This window comes from Brevundimonas sp. (assembly GCF_031412435.1).
Lineage (GTDB): Bacteria > Pseudomonadota > Alphaproteobacteria > Caulobacterales > Caulobacteraceae > Brevundimonas.
This window is the reverse complement of sequence record NZ_JANODA010000059.1, coordinates 1-22,437: the sequence shown is the minus strand read 5'-3', so window position 1 is coordinate 22,437 and position 22,437 is coordinate 1. Positions and strand designations below refer to the sequence as shown.

Here is a 22,437-nt window from a genome sequence, read left to right as displayed (position 1 = left end):
GGCCGCCAACTGGCGCTCCACGACCATCTGGGTTGCGATGCCCGCATGGTCCGTGCCGGGCAGCCACAGCACCGCCTTGCCCTGCATCCGGTGATAACGGGCCAGGATGTCCTGCAGGGTGTTGTTCAGCGCGTGGCCGATATGCAGCGAGCCCGTCACGTTCGGCGGCGGGATGACGATCGAATAGGCCTCGGCCGCGCCATCGGTCCTGGGCGCGAAGGCGCCGGAGGCTTCCCACTGGGCGTAGAGCCGCGGCTCGGCGGCCTTGGGATCGAACGTCTTCTCAAGCATCGGGGCATCTCAGAAAGCAGAAGGGGCGGCCCATCCGAGCCGCCCCTGTTGGTCATAGTCGCCGGTGGCGAGCGGGGCTAGCCCGCGCTGCGGGAGATGCGTTCGACTTCCTTCTTTACCGCCGCCTCAACGATGCCCGGCAGGTTGGCGTCGAGCCAGTCCTTCAGCATCGGGCGCAGCAGGCTGCGGGCCAGGTCGTCAATGGTCGGGCCGACGCCGCCGGTCGGGATCGGCTCGGGCTGGCGGAAGGCGGCCGACAGGCCGGCGAAGGCCGAGGCGGACGCCGCCGCCGCGCTTTCCCCGACGAGCGAATCGTAAGGCACGGACGAGGCGCTCGGCTCGGGGTCCCGCGCTGCGGGACGCTCCGGCTCTGCGAATGACGTGGGGAAGGGTTCGGGCTCAGGCTCGTCGGCCGGGGCGGTGACGTCCAGATCGCCGATCGTCTGGGCGGCTGGAGCCTCGTAGCGGTCGGTCAGGTCGAGGATCTCTTCCTCGGCTTCGGGTTCCTGAACCGATGGCGTCTCGTCCATCAGGGCGGGCGACGCCTCTTCGACGGGTTCGGGCTCGGGCGCCGGGGCCGCTTCGGCCGCGGGGGCGTCGTCCTCGGAGATGATCCGGCGGATGGACGCCAGGATCTCTTCCATCGTCGGTTCTTGGGCGGTGGTGTCGGTCATGATCGGGCCTTCGAAGAACCTGCGCCGGCCGCATTGGGCCCACGCGTGACGAACAAAGTGGATCGGAGCCGACGCTCAGCCCTGCCCCAATTCATTTCGTCGCATCAACGCCCGTGGGAATCAACGGGCGTTTTTCGCCTGACTGGTTAATCCGCAGGCGTCAGTTCGAGTTCGGCGCCGTCCGGACGATCTCGCCGTCAAGCTGGGTGTCGATCGGCGCGTTCTCGGTCTCGTTCGCCGGGGTGATCGGCGGTGCGGCGATGCGATCGAGCGTCTCGACCAGACCGTCCCACGGCACGGCGCCGCGCAGGCGGGCGCGCTGGGCGTTCACGGCCGGATCGTAGATTTCGATCGCCGGGTTCAGGTCCTCGCCGCTCAGCCGCCCCATGGAGGTCAGCAGCGACGCCTGGGCGACGTAGAGATTACGCTTGGCCACGGCCAGGTTGATCTCGGCGTTGCGCAGCTCCAGCTCGCCGTTCAGCACATCGAGCGTGGTGCGCAGGCCGACCTGCTGCTCCTGACGAACGCCTTCGGCGGCCACGCGGGCGGCGCTGACGCCAGCCACGCCGGCTTCCAGCTGTGAACGGTTCGAGACGACCTGGGCATAGGCGCTCGAGACGCCCTGAAGGACAGATCGCTTCTGGCGGTCGATCTCGATCTTGGCCGCATTGGCCTGTTCCAGGGCCTGGGCGACGCGCGAACTGTTCAGGCCACCGGTGAACAGCGGCACCGACAGGCTGACGCCGGCCTGGAAGGTGTTCGTCCGGTCCGACAGGTCGAAGCCGTCAACGGGGGCGGAACCGCCATAGGAGCCTGAGAGTCCCACCGAAGGCAGATGGGCCGAGCGGGCCTGGGCGTGGCGTGCCTCGGCCTCTCGCAGCTGGTATTCGGCGGCCAGCAGGTTGGGGTTTTCGGCAAGTCCGATGTCCAGGGCTGCGTCGAAATCGGTCGGCACGCCGGGCAACGCGGGCGGCTCTTCCAGATTGGTCGGGGCCTGGCCGATGACGGCGGCATAGGAGGCCCGCGAGACGGACAGCTGGGCCTGGGCGCCGGCGAGGTCGGCTTCCGACTGGGCCAGACGGGCTTCTGACTGCGACACGTCGGTACGGGTGATTTCGCCGACCTCAAAGCGGGCGTTCGATTCGTCGAGCTGGCGGCGCAGGACCGACAGGTTGGCTTCGCGGATACGCAGGATTTCGACGTCGCGCTGGACGTCGACATAGGCCTGGATCACGGCGCCCAGAACCTGCTGCTCGATGCTGCGCAGGGATTCGCGGCCGCTGAGGACCGAAGCCTCGGCGGCGTCGATCCCGCGGGCAATCCGGCCGCCGGAATACAGGGTCTGCTCCACGCCGATGCTGGCCCCGATCGAGTCGCTCTCGGTGACGTTGTTGCTGGGCGGACTGTCAAAGGCGCCGGTGAAGAGCCCGTCTCCGTTCAGATCAACCCCCGGCGAGTTGGGCAGGTCGGTCCGGGTGTAGCGAGCCGAGCCGCTGACCGAGACGGTTGGGCGCAAGCCAGCCCGGGCCTGGGGCACCGCTTCGTCCAGGGCGCGCTGCTGGGCGCGCTGGCCCTGAAGCGTTGGGTTGGTGCGGTAGGCCAGGGCGATGGCCTCCTGCAGGGTTTCGGCCCAGGCCGGAGCGGCCAGACCGGCCGTAACGGCGATCAGGGCGACGGAAGCGAGTGCGCGCGAGCGTTTGAACATGGCAGTTTCCCGATGGGCGTCGCTGACGGCGCCGATATCTCTTCGCAGGCCTGATGCGTGAGCCGCTACAGCTACGCCAGTTAAGTTTTTTTCACGCGACCGCCAGCCGACTCCGTGGGAATCGCGGCCATCACAGCGCGAATGCAGGGGCGGGTGTCATTTCAGCCAGCAGGGGCGGCGCTGCGTCGAACAGTTCGCGGCGCGACACACCTTCACGTCCCTTCACATACAGAACCGCCCGGCCGCTCGGGCCCGGACGCTCGACCACCGCCAGACGGCCGCCGACACGCAGCGCCGCCAGCCAGGCCGTCGGACGAACCGCGACAGCGCCTTCGGAGATAATCATGTCCCAGTCCCGACCAGTCGGTTGGGTCAGTGGAGCGACGACAGAGGCGACGCCGGCGTCGGCCAGGGCCGGTCCGACCACGTCAAAGACCGCGGCCTCGGCTTCCTGCGCCGTCACCGAGATCATCATCTCGGCCAGAACGGCGGCGGCATAGGGTCCGGCGATGGCCAGGGCGGTCTCGCCTGCGCGGGCGTCAAGCGCCTGGATCAGTTTGGAAACCTCGCGCACCTGCATCAGCCGGCGCCCGGCCGCGATCTCGACCTCGACCTCGCCATAGGCGGCGAAAGCCTGGCCCGGCGTGCAGTAGCGCTCCCGCGGCACAGCCATCAGGGCGGCCTGAAGCGTGCGGTCGGTGACGTCATTCACCCGGACCTGGGAGTCCACCATGACCTTGCGAGCGGCAGCGTAGTCCATGTGACGCGGAATCCTTGAAGCGAAGCGACCGGCCAAGCCGGAAATCTGGCGCGCTTATAGGTCCGTGCGTCGCATGCGACAATCGCGTTGCAGCCACAGGAGCGATCTGATAGCGAACGCCCCTCGCGATCTGGGGCCTTTCAAAAAGCCCTATGGCCTGATGGCGGAGTGGTGACGCAGAGGACTGCAAATCCTTGCACCCGGGTTCGATTCCCGGTCAGGCCTCCATCGCGATCTCATTGAGATCGATGATGAGTTTCTCAGATCGGCGCGGTCAGCCAGCCGATCGCGCCGGCGCCGCCGAGAGCCGCCGCGACCACGCCGATCGCCACCGCGATCCGCACATTGCGGCTCATGAACCCCAGAATAGCAGCCATGTCGTCCTCCCCGGACCTCCATAGCGGCACGGAAATCAACGTTCATCAAGGTGCACGAAGCGTTAACGCGCTGAAATCACGCCACTGTCAGCGAATCGACACGGTCGCGACCTGGTACAGGGCGAGGGCGCTGGTCACAGCCACGTTCAGGGAGTCGAAGCCGCCCGCCATGGGTATGCCCACCGTCCTGATACGGGCCATGATCTCGGACGGCAGACCCGGCCCTTCAGACCCGACCAGAACAGCCCGGCGCCCCCCGCCCGTCAAGCTCGACAGAGGCTCGGTCGCACCGGGCGACAAGGCGATGACCTCAAACCGCGCCGCCTGCAGGGCCGAGATCAGACTTTCCAGCGACGCGGCGCTGGCGCTCGGCGTCCGCAACACCGCGCCGACCGAGACGCGGATCGCCTTGCGATAGAAGGGATCGCAGCAGCGCTCGTCTCTCAGCACCGCCGCCGCCCCGAAAGCCGCCGCGTTCCGGAACAGGCCGCCCATGTTGTCGTGATTGCCAATCCCGGCACAGGCCAGGACGACGCAATCCTCCGGCAGGCCGGCCAGCACATCCTCGACAGACCGTTCGACCGGCTTCTCGCCAAGCGCCAGCAGACCGCGATGCAATGGAAAGCCCGCGATCTCGTCCATCACCGCCTGGGAGGCCGCATAGACCGGAGCATCGCGGGCCGCCGCGATCAGCTCGCCCTGGGCGTCCAGTCGATTCGCCGCGATCAGCAACGACCGCGCCCGGCACAGGGACGCAGGCGACAGCAGGGTGCGGATGACTACCTCCCCCTCCGCAACGAACAGCCCTTCCCGCCCCGTCAGGTCACGCTCGCGGATGTCGCGATAGGCCGCCACGCGGGGATCGGTGGGGTCATCGATGAACTGAACGCTGTTGGCTGACATTTCCCGTTGCACAATCAAGAAGGCCGCTGCTATAGGCCCGCCTCCCGAGCCCCTGTTCCGCGGTAGCTCAGTGGTAGAGCAGCCGACTGTTAATCGGCTGGTCGTAGGTTCGAATCCTACCCGCGGAGCCACTCGGCGCTTTAGCCCGATTTCGATACGGCGCTACCGCCTTTCTGGCGGACACACAGGCAAGACCTGTCCACCAGCGCCGTCCGGTCGCTTTCCGAGGCTTCGCTCATGATTCCGCGCCCCGCGACGATCGGCATTGATTTCGGCACCACCAACACGGTTGTGGCCCTGACCTCAGGCGATGGCGACGCAGTCGTCATCCGCTTCGAGGCGCCCGGGGGCGACCTCGCGACCTTCCGCTCGACCCTGAGCTTCCAGCTGCATCCCGGTGAGGACGGCCGCACGCCCGAACGCGTCGTGGAGGCTGGCCCATGGGCCATCGAGGCCTATGTCGAGGATCCGCTGGACACCCGGTTCATCCAGTCCTTCAAAACCTTCGCCGCCAGCGCCGCCTTCACCGAGACGGTGATCGACAACCGGCGCTACGGATTTGAGGACCTGCTGTCCGCCTTCCTGCTGCGGGTGCGTCACCACGCCGGCGGCGACATGGACGACCTGCCGCCTCGTGTCATCGTCGGCCGCCCGGTGACCTTCGCCGGCGGCTCGCCCAACGCGGACCTCGCCCTTGAACGCTATCAGACGGCGTTCGAACGGCTCGGCTTCACCGACATCCGCTATGCCTACGAGCCGGTGGGCGCGGCCTTCTTCTTCGCCCGCAGCCTGACCGAGCCCGCGACCGTCCTCGTCGCCGACTTCGGCGGCGGCACCAGCGACTTCTCCATCGTCCGCTTCGAGCCTTCACCCGACGGCCTGCAATCGACCCCGCTTGCCCGTTCCGGAGTCGGCGTCGCCGGCGACGCCTTCGACTACCGGATCATCGACCAGTTGGTGTCTCCGGCCCTGGGCAAGGGCGGCTCTTACCGGAGCGTTGGCAAGGTCCTGCCCATCCCCCAGCGTTACTACGCCGCGTTCGCCCGGTGGGATCAACTGGCCCTGCTGCGGGCCTCGCGCGACATGAAGGACATCCGCAGCCTCGCTCGCACCGCCGTCGAGCCGGAGAAGGTCGAACGGCTGATCGAGGTCCTCGACGACAACCACGGCTACGCCCTGTACCAGGCCATTTCGCGGCTCAAGATGGACCTGTCGCGCGACGAGACCGCGACCTTCGTCTTCGAGGCGGGATCGGTTCGTCTGGAAGCGCCGGTCGCCCGATCCGAGTTCGAAGCCTGGATCGCGCCGGAGCTCAACGCCATCGAAGGCGCCGTCGACCAGGCCATCACCCAGGCGGGGCTGCGACCGGACCAGATCGACCGGGTCTTCCTGACCGGCGGCACCTCCTTCGTCCCGGCCGTGCGCGACATTTTCCAAAGACGATTCGACCACGAGAAGATCGAGACCGGCGGCGAGTTCGAATCGATCGCCTCGGGCCTGGCTCTGATCGGGCGGGAAACGGACCTCGATCTCTGGACCGAGCGCCGCTGACGAGACTTCCCCGGTATCGCCCGATAGGGTCGGCGCGCCCATGACCGAACAGATCTCAACTGCCCTCGCCCGACGCATGGCCCTGGCTGCGCAGGGATTCGGCAAACCCCATCCCCCGGCCGCCGGAACGCGCCAGTTGCGCGATACGGCCCGGCGTCTGGGCGTGATCCAGATCGACAGCGTCAATGTTGTCAGCCGCACCCACTATCTGCCCGCCTTCTCACGCCTCGGCGGTTATCCTCGCGACCTGCTGGAGACGGAGGCCTGGGGCAAAAAGCCGACCCTGTTCGAATACTGGGGCCACGAGGCCTCGTTGATGCCGCTGGAGACCCAGCCCCTGATGCGCTGGCGGATGGAGCGAGCACGCGACGGCCACGGCATCTGGAGCGGCCTCAATCGCTTCGGTCGCGAGCATCGCGACTATATCGACGGCGTCCTGGCCCAGATCGAACGGCGCGGTCCGGTCACGGGCGCCGATTTCGCCACCGGGCCGCGCGGCAAGCCCGGCTGGTGGGAATGGTCGGACGGCAAGCGAGCCCTCGAATGGTTGTTCTGGGCCGGGTTGATCACGACGAAGACCCGTCGCGGGTTCGAGCGCGTCTATGATCTGGCCGAGCGGGTCATTCCGTCCGCAATCCAGAACCTCCCTACGCCATCCGAAGCCGACGCACAGCGCGCCCTGATCCGCATCGCCGCCGACGGCATGGGCGTTGCCACCGCCGCCGACATTCGCGACTATTTTCGCCTGCCCGTAGAAGGCTTCAAGGACCGGGTCGCCGAACTGGTCGAAGAGGGCGTCCTGACGCCAGTCTCCGTCCCCGGCTGGCGCAACACGGCCTATGCCGCCCCTGACGCTCGCCGGCCCCGCAAGGTCCACGGCGCCGCCTTGCTCTCCCCGTTCGACAACCTGATCTGGTTCCGAGACCGCACCGAGCGGCTGTTCGACGTCCGCATAAGGCTGGAAATCTACACCCCCGCCCACAAGCGGGCGCACGGCTACTATGTCCTGCCCTTCCTCGAAGACGAAGCGATCACGGCACGGGTCGATCTGAAGGCTGATCGTCAGGCCGGAGTCCTGCTGGTTCAGGCCGCCTGGCGCGAGCCTCTGGCGACGCCGGCGACGGCCTCTCGATTGGCGGCTGAACTGGTCAGGATGGCGGGCTGGCTGGGTCTGGAGCGGGTCGAGGTCAAGGAACGCGGCGACCTTGCGACCGACCTGTCCGACGCCCTGCCCGACTGAGATCCAAGAAAAAGCCCGACGCGGGCGCCGGGCTGAACAGGTTCGGTGATGGTGGGTGTCCTCGGAGAGAACACACAAGGGTTGAGTTGAATTGGTTAACGGATCGTTGCCGGCCTGTCGGGGAACCAAGTCGACTGACGACCGCCGCCGGGGCTCGACCAGGCGATGCTCCAGCCCGCTCCGGACCTTTGCAGCGTATCGGGCGTCGCCGCCCCCCCCGGGGCCGGCGCATAGGCCGTTCCATCGATGGTTATCGGCGTCGAACCGTCTCCGGAGCCCGCAAGACGCCAGCGCCCCCGCTCATCCGCCGTCACCGTGCGCTGGACGCTGCCCTCGATGACGACCTCGGCCCCGGCCACCGCCCGCCCGGAGACGAAGGACGCCCGTCCATCGGTGTCCACGGCATCCAGACCGGAACCGGCGTCCAGCCGCAGTGTCGGCGCACCGATGGCCAGGAGAGCGACCGGGGCCGAGGGGTCCGCTCCGATCAGCAGGCGGTATGGCGCGGGGAACCCTTCCTGACCGACCCGCGCCTCGACCAGGAACAGGGTGTCTTGCGGCGGTCGCGGCACCCGCAACTCGAACCGTCCTTCCGCATCGGCGCCGACCGCATAGGCGAGGTCTCCCGCGCCGCTGACCACCACCCGGCCCAGCGGAGAGGCCTGTCCGCGCACGATCAGCTCGCGCCCGCTGGACGCGACTTCGGCGATCTCGGGCGGCATGACCCAGCCCGATTCCTGCGCCGTCTCAGCAGCCGGCGGGGCCTGTTCGCCACAGGCCGAAGTGGTCAGCGCGGCAAGCACGGCCAATGTCGATGCGATCGGTCGTTTCATCCTGTCCGCCGGGTCTGTAGGACTGATCGCCCAGATAGACCGGTGCGACCGGCCTGTCTCCAATCTTGCGTCTCGTCTCGAGGGTTCATGTCGGCGTCCACCCCCACCATCGCTTCGTTCGACGGCCCGTCGGTCTGCCTGTTCTGCGGCTCCTCCGACGCGGCCGATCCCGTCTACACCCGCGCCGCCGCCGAGTTCGGCGCCGCGACGGCGCGCGAAGGCTGGCGGCTGGTCTACGGCGGCGGTGGCGTGGGTCTGATGGGCGCCTCGGCCCGCGCAGCGCACGACGCAGGCGGCCGGGTCCTCGGCATCATGCCGGCCTTCCTGCGCAGCCGCGAACGCCTGTTCGACGAGGTAGAGACCATCGTCGTCACCTCGATGCACGAGCGCAAGCAGTTGATGTACGACCAGTCGGACGCCTTCGTGGTCGCCCCGGGCGGCATCGGCACACTGGAAGAGGTCGTCGAGCTGCTGTCGTGGAAGCGGCTGGACCTGCATGGCAAGCCGGTGATTTTCCTCAACATCGGGGGCTTCTGGGAGACCTTTTTCGCCCTGATGCGCCAGAGCGTGGAGACCGGCTTCACCCCCCCGTCCTTTCTGCAGGCCTGGACAGTCTGCGACACGGTTGAGGAGGCGATCGCAGCGATGCGACATGCTGACGCTTCTGCGCCCTTGAAACATGATCAGCGATAAGTGATCATCGCTTAGTCAACCCCTGCAGTGCGTTTCTTTTGAAAACCCGGATTGACAGTTTCGAATAACAACGCACTATGCCTGCGTTGACGCTGGACCGTGTCGGTCCGTTCTTGCACCGGAGTCTCCCCCATGCGCGCCGTCCTCCCCCTGCTCGCCCTCTGCGCCGCCTTCGCTGCGGCTCCCGCTGTCGCCCAGGCCCCGTCCGCGGGCGCCGCCACCCGTTTGGTCCTGGTCGACGCCTCGCGCGCACCGACCCGCGCCACCATCATCGATGGCGCCAGCTGGCGCTGCGAAGGCCAGACCTGCACCGCCTCGGGCGGCGCCAACCAGCCCGCCCCGCGCGCCTGCCGCCGCGTTGCTGCCCGCCTCGGCCAGGTCACTGAGTTCTCGTGGCGCGGCACCGCCCTGACGGCCGAACAACTGGCCGTCTGCAACGCCTGACAGACAAAAGGGGCGGTCCACCGGACCGCCCCTTTTCACTCGATCGCTAGGCGACCTCGCCCCTCAGGCGCTTCTCGATCCGTTCGCGCCCGATCAGCGGCACGATCGTCGCCATATCCGGCCCGTGCGGCTGCCCCGTCAGGATGTGGCGCAACGGCATGAACAGGGCCTTGCCCTTTGCGCCGGTGCTTTCTTTGACCGCACTGGTCCAGGTCGACCAGGCGCCCGCGTCGATCACCTCCGGCAGGACGGCCAGGGCCGCGGCCGCGAAGGCCGGATCCTCGATCACCGGCGTCACCGGCCCCCGCACCATCCGCGCCAGATCGACCACATCAGCGAACTTCGTCAGGTTCGCCCGCACGGCCTCCCAGAAGACCTCGCCCAGATCGCAATCCAGCGCCGCCAGACGATCCTTCGCCGTCGCATAGCTCATGGCATGCAGGGCCTGGGCGTTCAGACGATCCAGATCCTCGGTGTCATAACGCGCCGGCGACCGGCCCATCTTGTCGAAGCTGAAGCCCAGCCCCAGGGCATGGATATCGGCGGCGACCTCCAGCGGGTCGGACGTCCCGATCCTGCCCAGATGGCTGGTAATGGCGATCGGCTCATAGCCCTGATCACGCATTTCGGCGACCGACAGCGATCCCAGGCGCTTGGACAGGGCCGCGCCGTCCGCACCAACCAGCAGCGGCATGTGGGCGAAGTTCGGAACCTCGGCGCCCAGACCTGCGGCGATCAAGGCCTCGAAGATCTCAATCTGGGCGCCGGTGTTCGTCGTGTGATCCTCGCCACGGATGACGTGCGTGATGCCCATGTCGATGTCGTCGACGACCGACGGCAGGGTGTAGAGATAGAGACCGTCCTCGCGGATCAGCACCGGGTCCGACATTGAGGCCGTGTCCACCTCGGCATGACCGCGCGACAGGTCCTCCCAGGCGACCCGCCGGCCATCCAGCTTGAAGCGCCAGTGGGGTTTGCGGCCTTCGGCCTCCAGCCTGGCCTTGTCCTCGTCAGTCAGGGCCAGGGCGGCGCGGTCGTAGATCGGCGGCAGGCCACGCGACAGCTGCACCTTCCGGCGGCGATCCAGTTCTTCTGACGTATCGTAGGCCGGATACAGACGCCCGGCCTTCTTCAGCCGTTCGGCGGCGTCGTGATAGCGGTCGAACCGCTTGGACTGGTTGTAGCGTTCGTCCCACAACAGGCCGAGCCAGGTCAGGTCGTCCTCGATCCCCTGTTCGAACTCGGGCGTCGAACGGGCCAGGTCGGTGTCGTCGATGCGGAGGACGAAAGAGCCCCCCTGGCCCCCCGCCTCCTTCAGAGTATGGGCGAACATCCAGTTGACCAGGGCGGTGCGGACGTTGCCGACGTGCAGCTTGCCGGTGGGCGACGGGGCGAAACGGACCTTGACGGACATGGGGCAGCGAGACCTTGAAAGCGAGGCGCGTAGGTCGGTCACACGCCGCCCCAAGTCAAGGACGCCCGCGATCTGGCCATCCGGTCGCTTTTCGGCTTTTCCCGCAACGATCTTGCGGCATAAGGCGTCGATGACCGCGCCCGGCTCCCTTACCGTCGATCTGAACGCCCTTTCGCACAACTTCCATGCGCTGGAGGCGGTGTCGGGCGTGTCCGTGCATCCGGTGGTGAAGGCCAATGCCTATGGTCTCGGGGCCGTCCCGGTGGCGAAAAGGCTGCTCGCCGAGGGCGCGCGCACCTTCTTCGTCGCCCGCCTCGATGAGGGCGTCACACTTCGCGTGGCGCTCGGCCCGGACCCGACCATCTATGTCCTGGACGGCTGCGTCGGCGAGGCGGCGGGTGCGCTGAAAGCCGCCGACCTGCGTCCGATCCTCAACCACGGCGACCAGGTCGCGTCCTGGAGAGCGGCGAGCGGCGGGGCCTGCGGGCTCCAGATCGATACCGGCATGAACCGTCTCGGATTCCGCCCGGAAGACGCGCCTGAGCCTTTCGCCGGTCTCGAACTGGTGATGAGCCACCTGGCCTGCTCTGACGATCCCGCCGAGCCGATGAACCGGCGCCAACGCGATGCTTTCGCAGCCGTTTCAATGCGCTACCCGGGCACTCTGAAATCTTTCGCCAACTCCGGCGGTTGTTTCCTCGGTCCCGACTACGGTTTCGACGCCGTTCGCCCGGGCATCTGCCTCTATGGCGGCGGACCTGAAGGACGGCCCGACAACCGACTGAGAGCCGTCGCAACCCTGACCGCCGAGATTCTCCAGATTCGCGACCTGCCCGCTAGTGAGAGCGTCGGCTATTCGCGCGGCTTCATCGCCGACCGGCCGCGCCGCATCGCCACGTGCGGCGCGGGCTATGCCGACGGCATACTGAGATCGTGCTCTCCGCGCGGCGAGGTCTGGGCGGCCGGAGCCCTGCGCCCCCTACTGGGTCGGGTGTCGATGGACGTCATCGCCGTGGACGTCACAGGCGCAGATGTTTCCGTCGGCGACAGCGTCGAGCTGTTCGGCGCCAATCGCCCTGTCGATGACGCCGCCACGGCCGCCGGGACGATCAGCTACGAACTGCTGACCTCCATCGGCAACCGCTTCGAGCGCCGCTACCTGGATCACACCTGAGGCGCGATCACCGCAGGCTGTTCAGTCGGCGGCGTGGTCGGGAAATCGCGGATCGGATCGGGCAGCTCGCCGTCTTCCGTGATCGCATCGCAGTCCATGTGCCACTGCTCGGCCAGGACCAGTCGCGTCCCGTCCCAACGCCAGCTTGCGCCTTCCGCGCAGCCGGTGGCCTGCATGCGGGTCGACCCGGCGAAGGTGCGCTCGTCGGTCCAGCCCATATTCGACATGCTGTCCCAGGTCTGCCACCCCTCTGCGTCCTGGTACTGATAAAGCGGCAGGAGGACGTGTACCGGCCCGCCGCCGTCCTCCGAGACATAGACCCGGCTCCACTGGTCCGCCCGACCGGTCGAGCAGATCACGACCACGCCGGCGTCCCCGCCTCCCAGATCGACGGCCTCGGCGGTTCTCTCCTGCTCCATGAAGTCGGGAAGGGCGCAGTCCTCATCGGCCTTTACAAGCGTCATGACCTGGCTCTTCAACGCCTCTAGCCGCTCGGGCGTGACGGCGGCCGTCTCGATGGCCGCCGCAGGCGCGGCGGGTTCAGGGGCGGACGGTTGGCAACCCGCCAACATCGCGAGCACCAACAGACTGCAAAAAGGCTTCACGATCATCGTCTCACTCCTAGACGGGAACGGCGGCGGGCGTGGGATCCGTCTTGCCCGCAACGGGCCAACCGGCCACTTCGCCGGTCGCAGGCGCGCCTGGCGTGGCATGGGTCACGCGCACCGCGCTGGCCATCGCCAGCTTCGATCCGTCCCAGCGCCAGCGCATGGTCCTCGTCTGGGTGGACGTTTCGCCCTCATTCGGTCCGATGGTGTCGGACCAGACGAACTCCTTGGCTGCCGCATCCCACGTCGCTTCTGACGTCAGGCTCGGCTCCCAGTCGTAGCCTTCGTCGAACTCCGCCTCCGGTCCGTTGAAGAGGATCAGGGACTGCGATTTGAGCACACCGTCGGCGCCCTGGACGTGCAGGGTCTTCCACGGCGCCTGGCCTTCCTCGTTTGGGTGACAGTCCGTCAGGACGGCGAAGGCGCCGCCGCCCAGATCGATGACCTGGTTCGCCGTCGGGGCCGCATGGCCGGGCCAGTCGCCCCCGCAACGCTCCATCACCGGCATCGCCAGGATGCGAGCGACGGCGGCCTCCGAACTGGCCGGCGACGGGCTTGCGGCATCGGCCGGGGCCCCGGTGTCAGCCGCCTGCTGGCACGCGGCCAGGGCGAGCGCGGCGATGGCCGCAATGCAGATACTCTTCATGTCTTCCCCCATAGGATGAACGCAACGAACGGCGTTTCGACCATCTGCGCAAGGCTTCAATCCTGACGGGCCCTGCCTACGTCTGAAACGGTCGCAGGCCTGAAACCGCCCCCTGCCACCTCGCCGCCGACTCCTGTAAGCCGTCACCCATGGCCAGAGACGGTGCGATCTATGTTTGTCAGTCCTGCGGGGGCGTCCACGGCAAGTGGTCGGGCCAGTGCGGGTCGTGCGGCCAGTGGAACACCATTGTCGAGGAGGGCCGGTCGGCCTCGCCGCCCGGCGCGCTGAAGACCGCCTCGACCGCGAGGGCGCGCGGTCTGCAGTTCGAGTCCCTGCTTTCCGAAACGCCGGAGCCGCCCCGCATCGTCACCGGGGTGACCGAGTTCGACCGGGTCTGCGGGGGCGGGGTCGTCCCCGGCTCGGCCATCCTGCTCTCGGGCGATCCCGGCGTGGGCAAGTCGACCCTGTTGCTCGATGTCGCCGGCCGCGCCGCCCTGTCCGGCGCCCGGGTCGCCTACATCTCCGGCGAGGAGGCGATTGAACAGATCCGCGCCCGCGCGAAGCGGATGGGCCTGTCCGAGGCCCCGGTCCAGCTCGCCTCCGCCACGGCGCTGCGCGACATCCTGGGCACGCTGAAGCGCGAGAAGTTCGACATCGTCATCGTCGATTCGATCCAGACCCTGTGGTCCGACGCCCATGAGGCCGGCCCCGGTTCGGTGACCCAGGTCCGCGCCTGCGCCGGCGAACTGGTGCGCCTCGCCAAGGCCGGCGGCCCGGCCGTCGTCCTCGTCGGCCACGTCACCAAGGACGGCCAGGTCGCCGGTCCCCGCGTAGTGGAACACATGGTCGACGCCGTCCTGAGCTTCGAAGGCGAGCGCGGCTATCCATTCCGCATCCTGCGCGCGGGCAAGAACCGCTTCGGCGCCACCGACGAGATCGGCGTCTTCGAGATGGGTGACGCGGGCCTGCGCGAAGTCTCCAATCCGTCCGCCCTTTTCCTCGGCGAAGGCAAGGACCGCGCCCCCGGCGCCGCCGTATTCGCCGGCATCGAGGGCTCCCGCCCTGTGCTGGTGGAGATTCAGGCCCTCGTCTCGAAATCCGCCTATGGCACCCCCCGTCGGGCGGTGATCGGCTGGGAGACCGGCCGCCTCGCCATGATCCTGGCGGTGCTCGAGGCGCGTTGCGGTTTCGGCTTCGGGGATCAGGACGTCTATCTGAACGTCGCGGGCGGTCTGCGCATCAACGAGCCCGCCGCTGATCTCGCCGCCGCCGCCGCCCTGATCTCGTCCGCCACCGGCATGCCCCTTCCCCAGGGCTGTATCGTCTTCGGCGAGATCAGCCTGTCCGGAGAGGTTCGCGCCGTCGGTCGCGCCGAAGCCCGCCTCCGGGAAGCGCAGAAACTCGGCTTCGACCAGGCCCTGTCCCCCCCCCTAACGGTCAAGGGCGGCGGCGTTTTGGTCACGGGCGTCAGCCGATTGACCGAGGCGGTCGAACGAATCTCGCAGAACAGGTATTAGGGTCCGTGGTCTGCACGGGAACTGAATGACCGGCTTCGACGCCTTCGCCATCCTGGTCATCCTCGCCTCGGCCGCCGCCGGCTGGGTTCGCGGTGGCACGCGCGAGATCATCACCCTGCTCAGCTTCGTGCTGGCGGCCTTCCTGGCCCTTGTCGCCCTGCCCCTGACCGCGCCTCTGGGCCGCGCCCTGATCGACCCGGACTGGGCAGGTTCGATCTTCGCCGCCATCGCCTCCTTCCTGCTGGTCTATTTCGGCATCCGCATCTTCGGCTCGATCCTGTCGAAGCGCGCCCAGGCCCACCCCACCCTCGGCGGCATCGACCGATTGGTCGGCATTCTGGTCGGCGCGGGCCGGTCCCTGGTCCTGTTGGGGGCCATCCATCTGGTGATCGTTGCGGCCATGCCGGGCGAGAAGACGCCGCGCTGGCTGAGCGAGGCTGCACTGCGCCCGCTCAGCGCCGGCGCCGCCCGCGCCATCCAGATCATCCTGCCCGGCATCGGTCGCGGCGCCGACGCCATCAGCCCCGTGGTCGATTCGTCCGTCCGCAGAGGCTTTTCGAACGATCAAGCCTTGCCCTCGCCCCAAACCGGCCCTAACTCGCGCCCGTCCGCCGCCCAGTAAAATTTCGCCTGTCATCGGAGCCTCCACGATGCGCAGCTTGCCTCACGACATCCAGCCCCCGGTCGTTCACCGGGAGCACTATCGAGACGCGGATGACGACCATCCGCGCCTCGAATGCGGCGTCTGTGGCGTCTGGGGCGCCGACAAGGACGAGGCCTCGGGCATCGTCGCCCTGGGCCTTCACGCCCTCCAGCATCGCGGTCAGGAGGCTTGCGGCATCGCTTCGGTCAACACCGAACGCTTCCACACCGAGCGTCACATGGGCCACGTCGGCGAGGCCTTCGGCGGCACGGACCTGGCCAAGCGCATGCCCGGCCCGGCGGCCGTGGGCCACACCCGCTACTCCACCGCCGGCGGCAGCTTCCTGCGCAACATCCAGCCGATGTTCGCCGACCTCGATCAGGGCGGCATCGCCATCGCCCACAACGGCAACCTGACCAATTTCCACTACCTGCGGAACCAGCTGGTCGGTGAGGGCTCGATCTTCCAGTCCACCTCGGACTCTGAAGTCATCCTTCACCTGATCGCCCGCAGCCGTAAGGCCAGGATCGTCGACCGCTTCATCGACGCCTTGGCCCGTATCGAGGGCGGCTACGCCCTGGTCGCCCAGACCCGAACCAAGATGATCGGCGCCCGCGACCCGCTCGGCATCCGCCCGCTCGTCCTCGGTAAGCTCGGCGAGGCCTGGGTCATGGCGTCGGAGACGTGTGCGCTCGACACCATTGGCGCGACCTTCGTCCGCGACGTCGAGCATGGCGAGGTCATCGTCATTGACCACGAAGGCCTGCGCTCGCTGAAGCCCTTCCCAGCCCGCGCCGCCCGCCCCTGCCTGTTCGAATACGTCTACTTCTCCCGCCCCGACAGCGTCGTGAACGGCCGATCGGTCTATGGTGTCCGCAAACGCATGGGCGAGGGCCTGGCCCGCGAGTTCCCGATCGAGGCCGACGTCGTCGTGCCTGTGCCCGACTCCGGCGTCCCGGCCGCTCTGGGTTACGCCCAGGAAAGCGGCATTCCCTATGAGATGGGCATCATCCGCAGCCACTACCTCGGCCGCACCTTCATCCAGCCCAGCCAGGGCGCCCGCCAAAAGGGCGTGGCCATGAAGCACAGCCCCAACCGGGCGGTGGTCGAGGGCAAGCGGGTCGTGCTGATCGACGACTCGATCGTGCGCGGCACAACCTCGGTGAAACTGGTCCGCGCCGTCCGCGACGCCGGCGCGACCGAGGTCCACCTGCGTTCCGCCTCGCCGCCGATCCTGTGGCCCGACTTCTACGGCATCGACATGCCGGAACGGGACCAGTTGATCGCCGCCAACAAGACCATGGAAGAGATGCGCCAGATGCTGGAGGTCGATTCGCTCGGCTTCCTGTCGGTCGACGGCCTCTACAAGGCGATGGGCGAGACGGGCCGCAACGACGCCCATCCCCAGTTCACCGACCACTATTTCACCGGCGACTATCCGACCCGTCTGGTGGACCGCGAGATCGAGGAAGGCGGCCGCGATGTCATCGGCCGGCAACTTTCGCTGCTCGTCAGCGCTTAACAGGCGCGATCCGGAAAAGTGACGCCGGTTTTCGGACCCGATCGCGCCGGCAAGGAAGTCATGATCAACCTCGGCTATTTCACCCTCGACACACTCGACATTGCCAGGGCCAAGGCCTTCTATGGCGCCCTGTTCGGTTGGACCTTCGACGAGGATGTGTCGAAATCGACCTACGCCCACGTCACCGACAGCGATCCCCCGTTCGGCTTCACCAAGGTCGAGCGTGCGCGCGACCACCCCAATCTTTACTTCCGCGTCGACGACATCGCGGCGACCTGCGCCCGAGTGACCGAACTCGGCGGCAAGGCGGCGATCCCGGCGGAGAGCCCGACGGGCCTCAGCTGCGCCGTCAGCGACGACCAGGGCGTCTGCTTCAGCCTTTGGCAGGCTGGCGAAGGTTTCTGAACCGCCTTCCGCCGCCTGTGTCGCCGCGCTATCAGGCGCCATGACTTCCGACCTCCCCCTGAATGATCGTATCGCCCTTGTCGTCGGAGCCTCGCGCGGCATCGGCTACGAGGCCGCCCTGGCCCTCGCCGTCGCCGGCGCCCACGTCGTCGCCACGGCCCGGACCCAAGGCGCGCTCGAGGAACTGGACGACGCCATCTATGCCGCCACCGGCCGCCACGCGACGCTGGTGCCCTTCGACCTGATCGACGGAGGTGGTATCGACCGTCTGGGCGGGGCCATCTTCGGCCGGTTCGGCAAGCTCGACATCTGGGTCAACGCCGCAGCCACCCTGGGCGCCCAGGGCCTGACGCCGGTCAGCCATATCGACCCGCGCGGCTTCGCCAAGATCGAGAAGACCAACTTCACCGCCACCTACCGGCTGATCCGTTCGCTGGAGCCCCTGCTGCGCGCCTCCGACGCCGGGCGGGTCATCCACCTGACCTCCAGCCTCGCCCGCGAGCCAAAGGCCTTCTGGGGCCTCTACGCCGCGACCAAGGCGGGCGCCGAGGCCCTGATGCTGGCCTGGGGCGACGAGATCGAGAACACGTCCGTCCGCGTCAGCGTCCTCGACCCCGGCCGGATGCGCACTCAGATGCGCGCCCAGGCCTTCCCGGGCGAAGACCCCATGACCCTGCCGGCCCCGTCCGAACTCGGCCCCCTGATCGTCGAACTGGCGCGCGGCGACCTGACCCCGCCGCAAAGGGTGTCCTTCAAGGACTGGAAGACCGACCTGCCCGCAGGCGCCCTGATCTAGGACGCGGTTCGTCCCGGCGATCTGGCGTTCGTCCCCGGACGCTCGGCCCGACGATCGGAACCGGCGAGGAAGGCGGCCATGACCGTCTTCACATCGCTCCTGATCGTCCACATCGGCGCCGGATTCTGCGCCGTCGCTGTCGGCGTCCTGCCGATCCTGACTCGTAAGGGATCCCGCCTGCACCGGCTGTCAGGCCGCGTGTTCGCAGGGTTCATGATCGTTCTTCTGGTCTGCGCCTGGGCCATGACGGCGCTTAGACCCGATCCCTATTTCCTCGGCCTGTCGGCGACCGCGTCCCTGACCCTGTTCTCCGGCCTTCGCGTGCTGGGACGCAAGCGACCGGACCTGAGCCGCCGGAATCGGGCGCGGCCGCTGGACTGGATCGTGACGGTAGCTACCCTTGGCATCGGCCTGCTGACGGTCTGGATGGCGATCATGGGCTATGGCGACGCCCCGCCCCAGATCCTGATCGCCCTGGCCTACGGCGCTCTGTCGATGGGCGGGTGGGATCTCTGGCGCTTCTGGCGTCCGCTGGACTGGCCGTTCAGCCCTCGTCTGTGGGCCTATGAGCACCTATGGAAGATGGTCGGGGCCTACAGCGCGGTGCTGTCCGCCTTCTCCGGCAATTTCCTCGCCTTCCTGCCCCCCCCCTGGAGCGCCCTTTGGCCGACGGTCCTGTTCCAGTCGCTGACCGTAGTCTGGATCGCGACCCTGATCGTCCGCAGCCGCACCCGCTCCGTGGCCGCCTGACCCTGCCCCGCCTTCCCTTCCCCGCAGTGCTCGGCGCCGTCGCGGCCTACAGCTACGGCGCGACGGCAGTCTCCGCCGCCTGGTTCCTGCGGCGCGACTATGGTTTCGGCCTCATCGAATCCATCGGTTGGGCGGGGCTGATGTTCTCTCCATGGATCGCGGTGGGGCTGGTGGTCTGGGCCGTGCTCGGGCTGATGGAGGCCGGGGCGCGAGCCGTCGGCCTGCTGATTGTCCTGACCCTGCCCGTCGTCCCCCTCGCCGCTGTCGCCGCGACGGGGATCGACCGCGCCCTGCGCGGGGCGGACTGGACAGCGGTCGAGCTGTTGCGCCGCTCCATCGACCGTCTGCCGGTCGCCATTCTGCTCTATACCGCGATCATCGCGGCGAGTCTGGCGGCGGCCTGGTGGCTGAGAGCGGACCGCCACAGACGGGAGTTGCAGGTCCTCGCAGTCGCGCTGGAAGCCCTGCGGGCTCCGCAGGTTCCGACGCCGGAGAACCGCACGACCCTGATGGTCTCGGTCGGTCGCCGCCGTGTCCCGGTCAGCCCGCACGAGGTCGAATGGATCTCCTCGGCCGGCAACTACGCCGTCGTTCACTGGCGCGATCAAGAGGGCCTTCTGCGCGAGACCCTCCAGCAGCTGGAGACGCGGCTGGAGACCGCGCGGTTCGCGCGCGGCCACCGATCGACCTTGATCAACCTGGCCCGCGTCGCCGACCTCATGCCGCTGTCCGACGGCGCCTGGCGGGCGACGATGGACAGCGGCGCGGAGCTGGTCGTCAGCCGCACCTGTCGCGACGCCTTCCTGGCGCGGCTGGGCCGGTCTCAACCCTCGATGAAGGCCAGCAGTTCGGCGTTGACCTGATCCGCATGGGTGGTCGCCATGCCGTGCGGCAGGCCCGGCATCACTTTCAGCACGCCCTTCGGCAGCAGGGGCGCAGACAGCAGGGCCGAGTCCGCGATCGGCACGATCTGGTCGTCGTCGCCGTGCAGGACCAGGACCGGGATGTCGATCGACTTCAGGTCTTCGGTGAAGTCCGTTTCAGAGAAGGCCTTGACGCAGTCCCAGTGGGCCTTGGCCCCGCCCATCATCCCCTGACGCCACCAGTTGTCGATCACGCCTTGATCGACCTTCGCGCTCGGCCGGTTGAAGCCATAGAAGGGTCCGGCCGGCACATCGACGTAGAACTGGGCCCGGTTGGCGGCAACGGCGGCGCGGAATCCGTCGAACGCCTCGATCGGCAGGCCGCCCGGATTGGCCTCGGTCTTGAGCATGATCGGCGGCACCGCCCCCATCAGCACAGCCTTCGACACCCGGCCCGTGCCGTGACGGCCCAGGAAGCGCGCGACCTCTCCGCCGCCGGTCGAGTGGCCGATCATGACCGCATCCTTCAGATCCAGCGCCTCGAACAGCACCTTCAGATCGTCGGCATAGGTGTCCATCTCGTTGCCGGTCGCCGTCTGGGTCGAACGGCCATGTCCGCGCCGGTCGTGGGCGATGACGCGATAGCCCTTATGCAGGAAGAACAGCATCTGGGCGTCCCAGTCGTCCGCCGACAGCGGCCAGCCGTGCGAGAAGACGATCGGTCGCCCCGTCCCCCAGTCCTTGTAGAAGATTTCGACGTTCTCGGCGGTGGTGATCATCGGCATGGGGAGGCTCCTGACTAGGTGAAGCCTCACCATATCACCGCTGTCGAGACATTGGCCTGACCAATAGCGTCACCTTTGGTTTCAGGCGGTCCCTCGAGCAACGAGGCTCGCGAGCTGAGCGACAGGCCAAAAAAGCCCCCCTACTTCTTCGGCGCGTGCTTCTGCCCCGTCCGCACGCGACCGGACCGCGACACCTGTCTCGCCCCGCCCCGCGCGCCCTTCTGGATCGCCACAGACGAGCCTGCCTTCTTCGACGCGCTGTTCTTCACCGCCCCGATGATGCGGGGTTTGGCGACGCGGGTCTTCTTTTGCTCAAGCGCCTTGCCGGGCAGGTGTGACATTTCCTCGGCCTTCTTGCGGACAGCGCGCGGCGCGGTCTTGGCGTCGCCCTTGTAGCGTTCGGGGCCCGACTTGGCGCCGCCGGTCGCATAGGGGTTCTCCGACCCGCCCTTGACCGTCAGCCGGATCGGCACGCCGGGCAGGTCGAAGCTCTCGCGGATCGAGTTGGTCAGGTAGCGGATGTAGTGTTCGGGCAGGTTCCCGCCCCGGCTGGCGAACAGCACGAAGGTCGGCGGACGGGCCTTGGTCTGGGCCATGTATTTGGTCTTGATCCGCTTGCCGTCGACGGCGGGGGGCGGATGCCTCTGGGTCGCCATGGACAACCAGTCGTTGAGGTCCTTGGTCTTGACCTTCACCGACCAGGTCTCGTGCGCCTTCAGCACCGCCGGCATCAGCCGCTCGACGCCGCGCCCCGAATGGGCCGACAGGGCCACAAAGGGAGATCCTTTCAGCTGGGGCAGCTTGTCCTCGGCCAGACGCTTCAACTCGGCCATCTTGGCCTGGGGCTCTTCTTCGAGGTCCCATTTTGCGGCGACATAGACCAGGGCCCGGCCCTCGCGCTCGACCAGGTCAGCGAGCTGCAGGTCCTGCACGTCGAAGGCGTTGTCCTTGTCCATCACCAGGACGACGACCTCGGCGAAGGTGATGGCGCGGATGGTGTCGGCGACCGACAGCTTTTCCAGCTTCTCCTGTACCCGGGCCTTGCGGCGCATGCCGGCGGTGTCGACCAGGCGGATGTTCTGGCCTTCATATTCCCAGTCGACCGAGATGGAGTCGCGGGTGATGCCGGCCTCGGGGCCGGTCAGCATGCGGTCCTCGCCGATCAGGCGGTTGATCAGGGTCGACTTGCCGGCGTTGGGACGGCCGATGATGGCGATGCGGATCGGCTTGTCGGGCTCGTCGACCTCTTCGATGAAGATGTCGGCGCTGGCGGCGACCACGGCGGCGTACAGGTCGGCCATGCCCTCGCCGTGTTCGGCCGAGATGGCGACGGGTTCACCGAAGCCCAGCGAATAGGCCTCGCCGATGCCGCCGCCGCTCTCGCGGCTCTCGGACTTATTGGCCAGCAGGATGACGGGCTTGTGCTGCTTGCGCAGTCGGTCGGCGAAGATCTGGTCCAGCGAGGTCACGCCCTCGCGGGCGTCCATCATGAACAGGATCAGGTCGCCGTCCTCCAGCGCCGCCTCGGTCTGTTCGCGCATACGGGATTCGAGGCTGCCGTCGGTGACGTCCTCATAGCCGGCGGTGTCGATCAGGGTCAGATCCATGTCGCCGATGTTGCCATCAGCATACCGGCGGTCGCGGGTCACGCCCGGTCGGTCATCGACCAGCGCGAGGCGCTTGCCGACGAGGCGATTGAACAGGGTCGACTTGCCCACATTGGGGCGGCCGACGATGGCAACTTTGAGAGCCATGTCGGCCTTCTAACGCAGTTCGGGGGCTAAAGGTCAGCGAATGCTGACCAGCTGGCCCCGGTCAGTGAGAACGTACAGCGCGCCGTTGT

At 67.8% G+C, this 22,437-nt stretch carries 23 protein-coding genes and 2 tRNA genes; 14 read left to right on the top strand and 11 right to left on the bottom strand.

The window, feature by feature from the left end; genetic code table 11:
- From RMO01_RS11950 to RMO01_RS11935, 4 genes are all read right to left on the bottom strand, one after another.
- The coding region (locus RMO01_RS11950) for a class I tRNA ligase family protein (RefSeq protein ID WP_309629283.1) at positions 1-291 on the bottom strand (291 nt) is incomplete at its 3' end.
- Between the two features lie 77 nt (positions 292-368).
- Complete coding sequence (locus tag RMO01_RS11945; protein ID WP_309629282.1) at positions 369-965, bottom strand: DUF2497 domain-containing protein; 597 nt, start codon at positions 963-965, stop codon at positions 369-371.
- A 160-nt stretch (positions 966-1,125) separates the two neighbouring features.
- Positions 1,126-2,670: a TolC family outer membrane protein gene (locus RMO01_RS11940; RefSeq protein ID WP_309629281.1), complete on the bottom strand. Its 1,545-nt coding sequence runs from the start codon at positions 2,668-2,670 to the stop codon at positions 1,126-1,128.
- A 130-nt stretch (positions 2,671-2,800) separates the two neighbouring features.
- Complete coding sequence (locus RMO01_RS11935; RefSeq protein ID WP_309629280.1) at positions 2,801-3,430, bottom strand: protein-L-isoaspartate O-methyltransferase; 630 nt, start codon at positions 3,428-3,430, stop codon at positions 2,801-2,803.
- Positions 3,431-3,584: 154 nt separating this feature from the next.
- Between RMO01_RS11935 and RMO01_RS11930 the strand changes: the two genes are divergently transcribed.
- A tRNA-Cys gene (locus RMO01_RS11930) sits at positions 3,585-3,658 on the top strand.
- Between the two features lie 236 nt (positions 3,659-3,894).
- On the opposite strand, the gene RMO01_RS11925 is transcribed toward RMO01_RS11930, so the two are convergent.
- Positions 3,895-4,710 (bottom strand): RNA methyltransferase, encoded by an 816-nt coding sequence (locus tag RMO01_RS11925; protein WP_309629279.1) that lies wholly within the window; start codon positions 4,708-4,710, stop codon positions 3,895-3,897.
- A gap of 56 nt (positions 4,711-4,766) precedes the next feature.
- On the opposite strand from RMO01_RS11925, the gene RMO01_RS11920 reads away from it, so the two are divergent.
- From RMO01_RS11920 to RMO01_RS11910, 3 genes are all read left to right on the top strand, one after another.
- Positions 4,767-4,841 (top strand) — tRNA-Asn (locus RMO01_RS11920).
- Positions 4,842-4,947: 106 nt separating this feature from the next.
- A complete protein-coding gene (locus RMO01_RS11915) occupies positions 4,948-6,261 on the top strand; it encodes an Hsp70 family protein (protein WP_309629278.1) in 1,314 nt (437 codons plus the stop codon).
- Between the two features lie 40 nt (positions 6,262-6,301).
- Positions 6,302-7,501, top strand: a complete 1,200-nt coding sequence (locus RMO01_RS11910) for a winged helix-turn-helix domain-containing protein (protein ID WP_309629277.1) — start codon at positions 6,302-6,304, stop codon at positions 7,499-7,501.
- Between the two features lie 95 nt (positions 7,502-7,596).
- Here the strand turns inward: RMO01_RS11910 and RMO01_RS11905 are convergent, their stop codons facing one another.
- Positions 7,597-8,334 (bottom strand): hypothetical protein, encoded by a 738-nt coding sequence (locus RMO01_RS11905; protein ID WP_309629276.1) that lies wholly within the window; start codon positions 8,332-8,334, stop codon positions 7,597-7,599.
- Positions 8,335-8,421: 87 nt separating this feature from the next.
- Between RMO01_RS11905 and RMO01_RS11900 the strand changes: the two genes are divergently transcribed.
- Positions 8,422-9,027, top strand: coding sequence for a TIGR00730 family Rossman fold protein (locus RMO01_RS11900; RefSeq protein ID WP_309629275.1), 606 nt, complete (start codon positions 8,422-8,424; stop codon positions 9,025-9,027).
- A gap of 132 nt (positions 9,028-9,159) precedes the next feature.
- The gene (locus tag RMO01_RS11895; protein ID WP_309629274.1) at positions 9,160-9,471 is read left to right on the top strand and encodes a CC_3452 family protein; all 312 of its coding nucleotides are present in this window, start codon (positions 9,160-9,162) and stop codon (positions 9,469-9,471) included.
- A gap of 46 nt (positions 9,472-9,517) precedes the next feature.
- Here the strand turns inward: RMO01_RS11895 and gltX are convergent, their stop codons facing one another.
- Positions 9,518-10,885 (bottom strand): glutamate--tRNA ligase, encoded by a 1,368-nt coding sequence (gene gltX / locus RMO01_RS11890; protein WP_309629273.1) that lies wholly within the window; start codon positions 10,883-10,885, stop codon positions 9,518-9,520.
- A 130-nt stretch (positions 10,886-11,015) separates the two neighbouring features.
- Here gltX and alr point away from each other — a divergent pair, with 130 nt between their 5' ends.
- Positions 11,016-12,059 (top strand): alanine racemase, encoded by a 1,044-nt coding sequence (gene alr / locus RMO01_RS11885; RefSeq protein WP_309629272.1) that lies wholly within the window; start codon positions 11,016-11,018, stop codon positions 12,057-12,059.
- Here alr and RMO01_RS11880 read toward each other — a convergent pair.
- Together RMO01_RS11880 and RMO01_RS11875 are read right to left on the bottom strand one after the other, a co-directional pair.
- Entirely contained in the window at positions 12,050-12,670 is a 621-nt protein-coding gene (locus tag RMO01_RS11880) for a DUF1176 domain-containing protein (RefSeq protein WP_309629271.1), read from the bottom strand. The genes alr and RMO01_RS11880 overlap by 10 nt on opposite strands.
- Positions 12,671-12,680: 10 nt before the next feature.
- Entirely contained in the window at positions 12,681-13,313 is a 633-nt protein-coding gene (locus RMO01_RS11875; RefSeq protein WP_309629270.1) for a hypothetical protein, read from the bottom strand.
- 149 nt (positions 13,314-13,462) lie between these two features.
- Between RMO01_RS11875 and radA the strand changes: the two genes are divergently transcribed.
- The 7 genes from radA to RMO01_RS11840 all read left to right on the top strand — a co-directional run bounded on the left by radA (position 13,463) and on the right by RMO01_RS11840 (position 19,809).
- Positions 13,463-14,830: a DNA repair protein RadA gene (radA, locus tag RMO01_RS11870; RefSeq protein ID WP_309629269.1), complete on the top strand. Its 1,368-nt coding sequence runs from the start codon at positions 13,463-13,465 to the stop codon at positions 14,828-14,830.
- Between the two features lie 25 nt (positions 14,831-14,855).
- Positions 14,856-15,452, top strand: coding sequence for a CvpA family protein (locus RMO01_RS11865; RefSeq protein WP_309629268.1), 597 nt, complete (start codon positions 14,856-14,858; stop codon positions 15,450-15,452).
- Positions 15,453-15,480: 28 nt separating this feature from the next.
- Entirely contained in the window at positions 15,481-16,995 is a 1,515-nt protein-coding gene (gene purF, locus RMO01_RS11860) for an amidophosphoribosyltransferase (RefSeq protein ID WP_309629267.1), read from the top strand.
- An 18-nt stretch (positions 16,996-17,013) separates the two neighbouring features.
- Positions 17,014-17,400 (top strand): VOC family protein, encoded by a 387-nt coding sequence (locus tag RMO01_RS11855; protein WP_309629266.1) that lies wholly within the window; start codon positions 17,014-17,016, stop codon positions 17,398-17,400.
- A gap of 40 nt (positions 17,401-17,440) precedes the next feature.
- On the top strand, positions 17,441-18,196 hold the full coding sequence (locus tag RMO01_RS11850) for an SDR family NAD(P)-dependent oxidoreductase (protein ID WP_309629265.1): 756 nt from the start codon (positions 17,441-17,443) through the stop codon (positions 18,194-18,196).
- 78 nt (positions 18,197-18,274) lie between these two features.
- Positions 18,275-18,946 (top strand): hypothetical protein, encoded by a 672-nt coding sequence (locus RMO01_RS11845; protein ID WP_309629264.1) that lies wholly within the window; start codon positions 18,275-18,277, stop codon positions 18,944-18,946.
- Positions 18,859-19,809 carry a LytTR family DNA-binding domain-containing protein gene (locus tag RMO01_RS11840; RefSeq protein WP_309629263.1) on the top strand — a complete coding sequence of 317 codons (951 nt, stop codon included), beginning with the start codon at positions 18,859-18,861 and terminating at the stop codon, positions 19,807-19,809. The genes RMO01_RS11845 and RMO01_RS11840 overlap by 88 nt, the downstream gene beginning before the upstream one ends.
- On the opposite strand, the gene RMO01_RS11835 is transcribed toward RMO01_RS11840, so the two are convergent.
- Positions 19,770-20,594, bottom strand: a complete 825-nt coding sequence (locus RMO01_RS11835; protein WP_309629262.1) for an alpha/beta hydrolase — start codon at positions 20,592-20,594, stop codon at positions 19,770-19,772. The two genes, RMO01_RS11840 and RMO01_RS11835, sit on opposite strands and share 40 nt — an antisense overlap.
- Positions 20,595-20,734: 140 nt before the next feature.
- Positions 20,735-22,348, bottom strand: a complete 1,614-nt coding sequence (der, locus tag RMO01_RS11830; RefSeq protein WP_309629261.1) for a ribosome biogenesis GTPase Der — start codon at positions 22,346-22,348, stop codon at positions 20,735-20,737.
- Between the last annotated feature and the right edge of the window lie 89 nt (positions 22,349-22,437).

What these genes read in the sequence shown, in the direction of transcription:
- RMO01_RS11935 (WP_309629280.1), bottom strand. Translation starts at nt 3,430, where the DNA reads ATGGACTACGCTGCCGCTCGCAAGGTCATGGTGGACTCCCAGGTCCGG.
- radA (WP_309629269.1), top strand. Translation starts at nt 13,463, where the DNA reads ATGGCCAGAGACGGTGCGATCTATGTTTGTCAGTCCTGCGGGGGCGTC.
- RMO01_RS11845 (WP_309629264.1), top strand. Translation starts at nt 18,275, where the DNA reads ATGACCGTCTTCACATCGCTCCTGATCGTCCACATCGGCGCCGGATTC.
- RMO01_RS11910 (WP_309629277.1), top strand. Translation starts at nt 6,302, where the DNA reads ATGACCGAACAGATCTCAACTGCCCTCGCCCGACGCATGGCCCTGGCT.
- RMO01_RS11880 (WP_309629271.1), bottom strand. Translation starts at nt 12,670, where the DNA reads ATGATCGTGAAGCCTTTTTGCAGTCTGTTGGTGCTCGCGATGTTGGCG.
- RMO01_RS11905 (WP_309629276.1), bottom strand. Translation starts at nt 8,334, where the DNA reads ATGAAACGACCGATCGCATCGACATTGGCCGTGCTTGCCGCGCTGACC.
- purF (WP_309629267.1), top strand. Translation starts at nt 15,481, where the DNA reads ATGCGCAGCTTGCCTCACGACATCCAGCCCCCGGTCGTTCACCGGGAG.
- RMO01_RS11940 (WP_309629281.1), bottom strand. Translation starts at nt 2,670, where the DNA reads ATGTTCAAACGCTCGCGCGCACTCGCTTCCGTCGCCCTGATCGCCGTT.
- RMO01_RS11835 (WP_309629262.1), bottom strand. Translation starts at nt 20,594, where the DNA reads ATGCCGATGATCACCACCGCCGAGAACGTCGAAATCTTCTACAAGGAC.
- alr (WP_309629272.1), top strand. Translation starts at nt 11,016, where the DNA reads ATGACCGCGCCCGGCTCCCTTACCGTCGATCTGAACGCCCTTTCGCAC.
- der (WP_309629261.1), bottom strand. Translation starts at nt 22,348, where the DNA reads ATGGCTCTCAAAGTTGCCATCGTCGGCCGCCCCAATGTGGGCAAGTCG.
- gltX (WP_309629273.1), bottom strand. Translation starts at nt 10,885, where the DNA reads ATGTCCGTCAAGGTCCGTTTCGCCCCGTCGCCCACCGGCAAGCTGCAC.
- RMO01_RS11865 (WP_309629268.1), top strand. Translation starts at nt 14,856, where the DNA reads ATGACCGGCTTCGACGCCTTCGCCATCCTGGTCATCCTCGCCTCGGCC.
- RMO01_RS11850 (WP_309629265.1), top strand. Translation starts at nt 17,441, where the DNA reads ATGACTTCCGACCTCCCCCTGAATGATCGTATCGCCCTTGTCGTCGGA.
- RMO01_RS11945 (WP_309629282.1), bottom strand. Translation starts at nt 965, where the DNA reads ATGACCGACACCACCGCCCAAGAACCGACGATGGAAGAGATCCTGGCG.
- RMO01_RS11875 (WP_309629270.1), bottom strand. Translation starts at nt 13,313, where the DNA reads ATGAAGAGTATCTGCATTGCGGCCATCGCCGCGCTCGCCCTGGCCGCG.
- RMO01_RS11925 (WP_309629279.1), bottom strand. Translation starts at nt 4,710, where the DNA reads ATGTCAGCCAACAGCGTTCAGTTCATCGATGACCCCACCGATCCCCGC.
- RMO01_RS11900 (WP_309629275.1), top strand. Translation starts at nt 8,422, where the DNA reads ATGTCGGCGTCCACCCCCACCATCGCTTCGTTCGACGGCCCGTCGGTC.
- RMO01_RS11915 (WP_309629278.1), top strand. Translation starts at nt 4,948, where the DNA reads ATGATTCCGCGCCCCGCGACGATCGGCATTGATTTCGGCACCACCAAC.
- RMO01_RS11895 (WP_309629274.1), top strand. Translation starts at nt 9,160, where the DNA reads ATGCGCGCCGTCCTCCCCCTGCTCGCCCTCTGCGCCGCCTTCGCTGCG.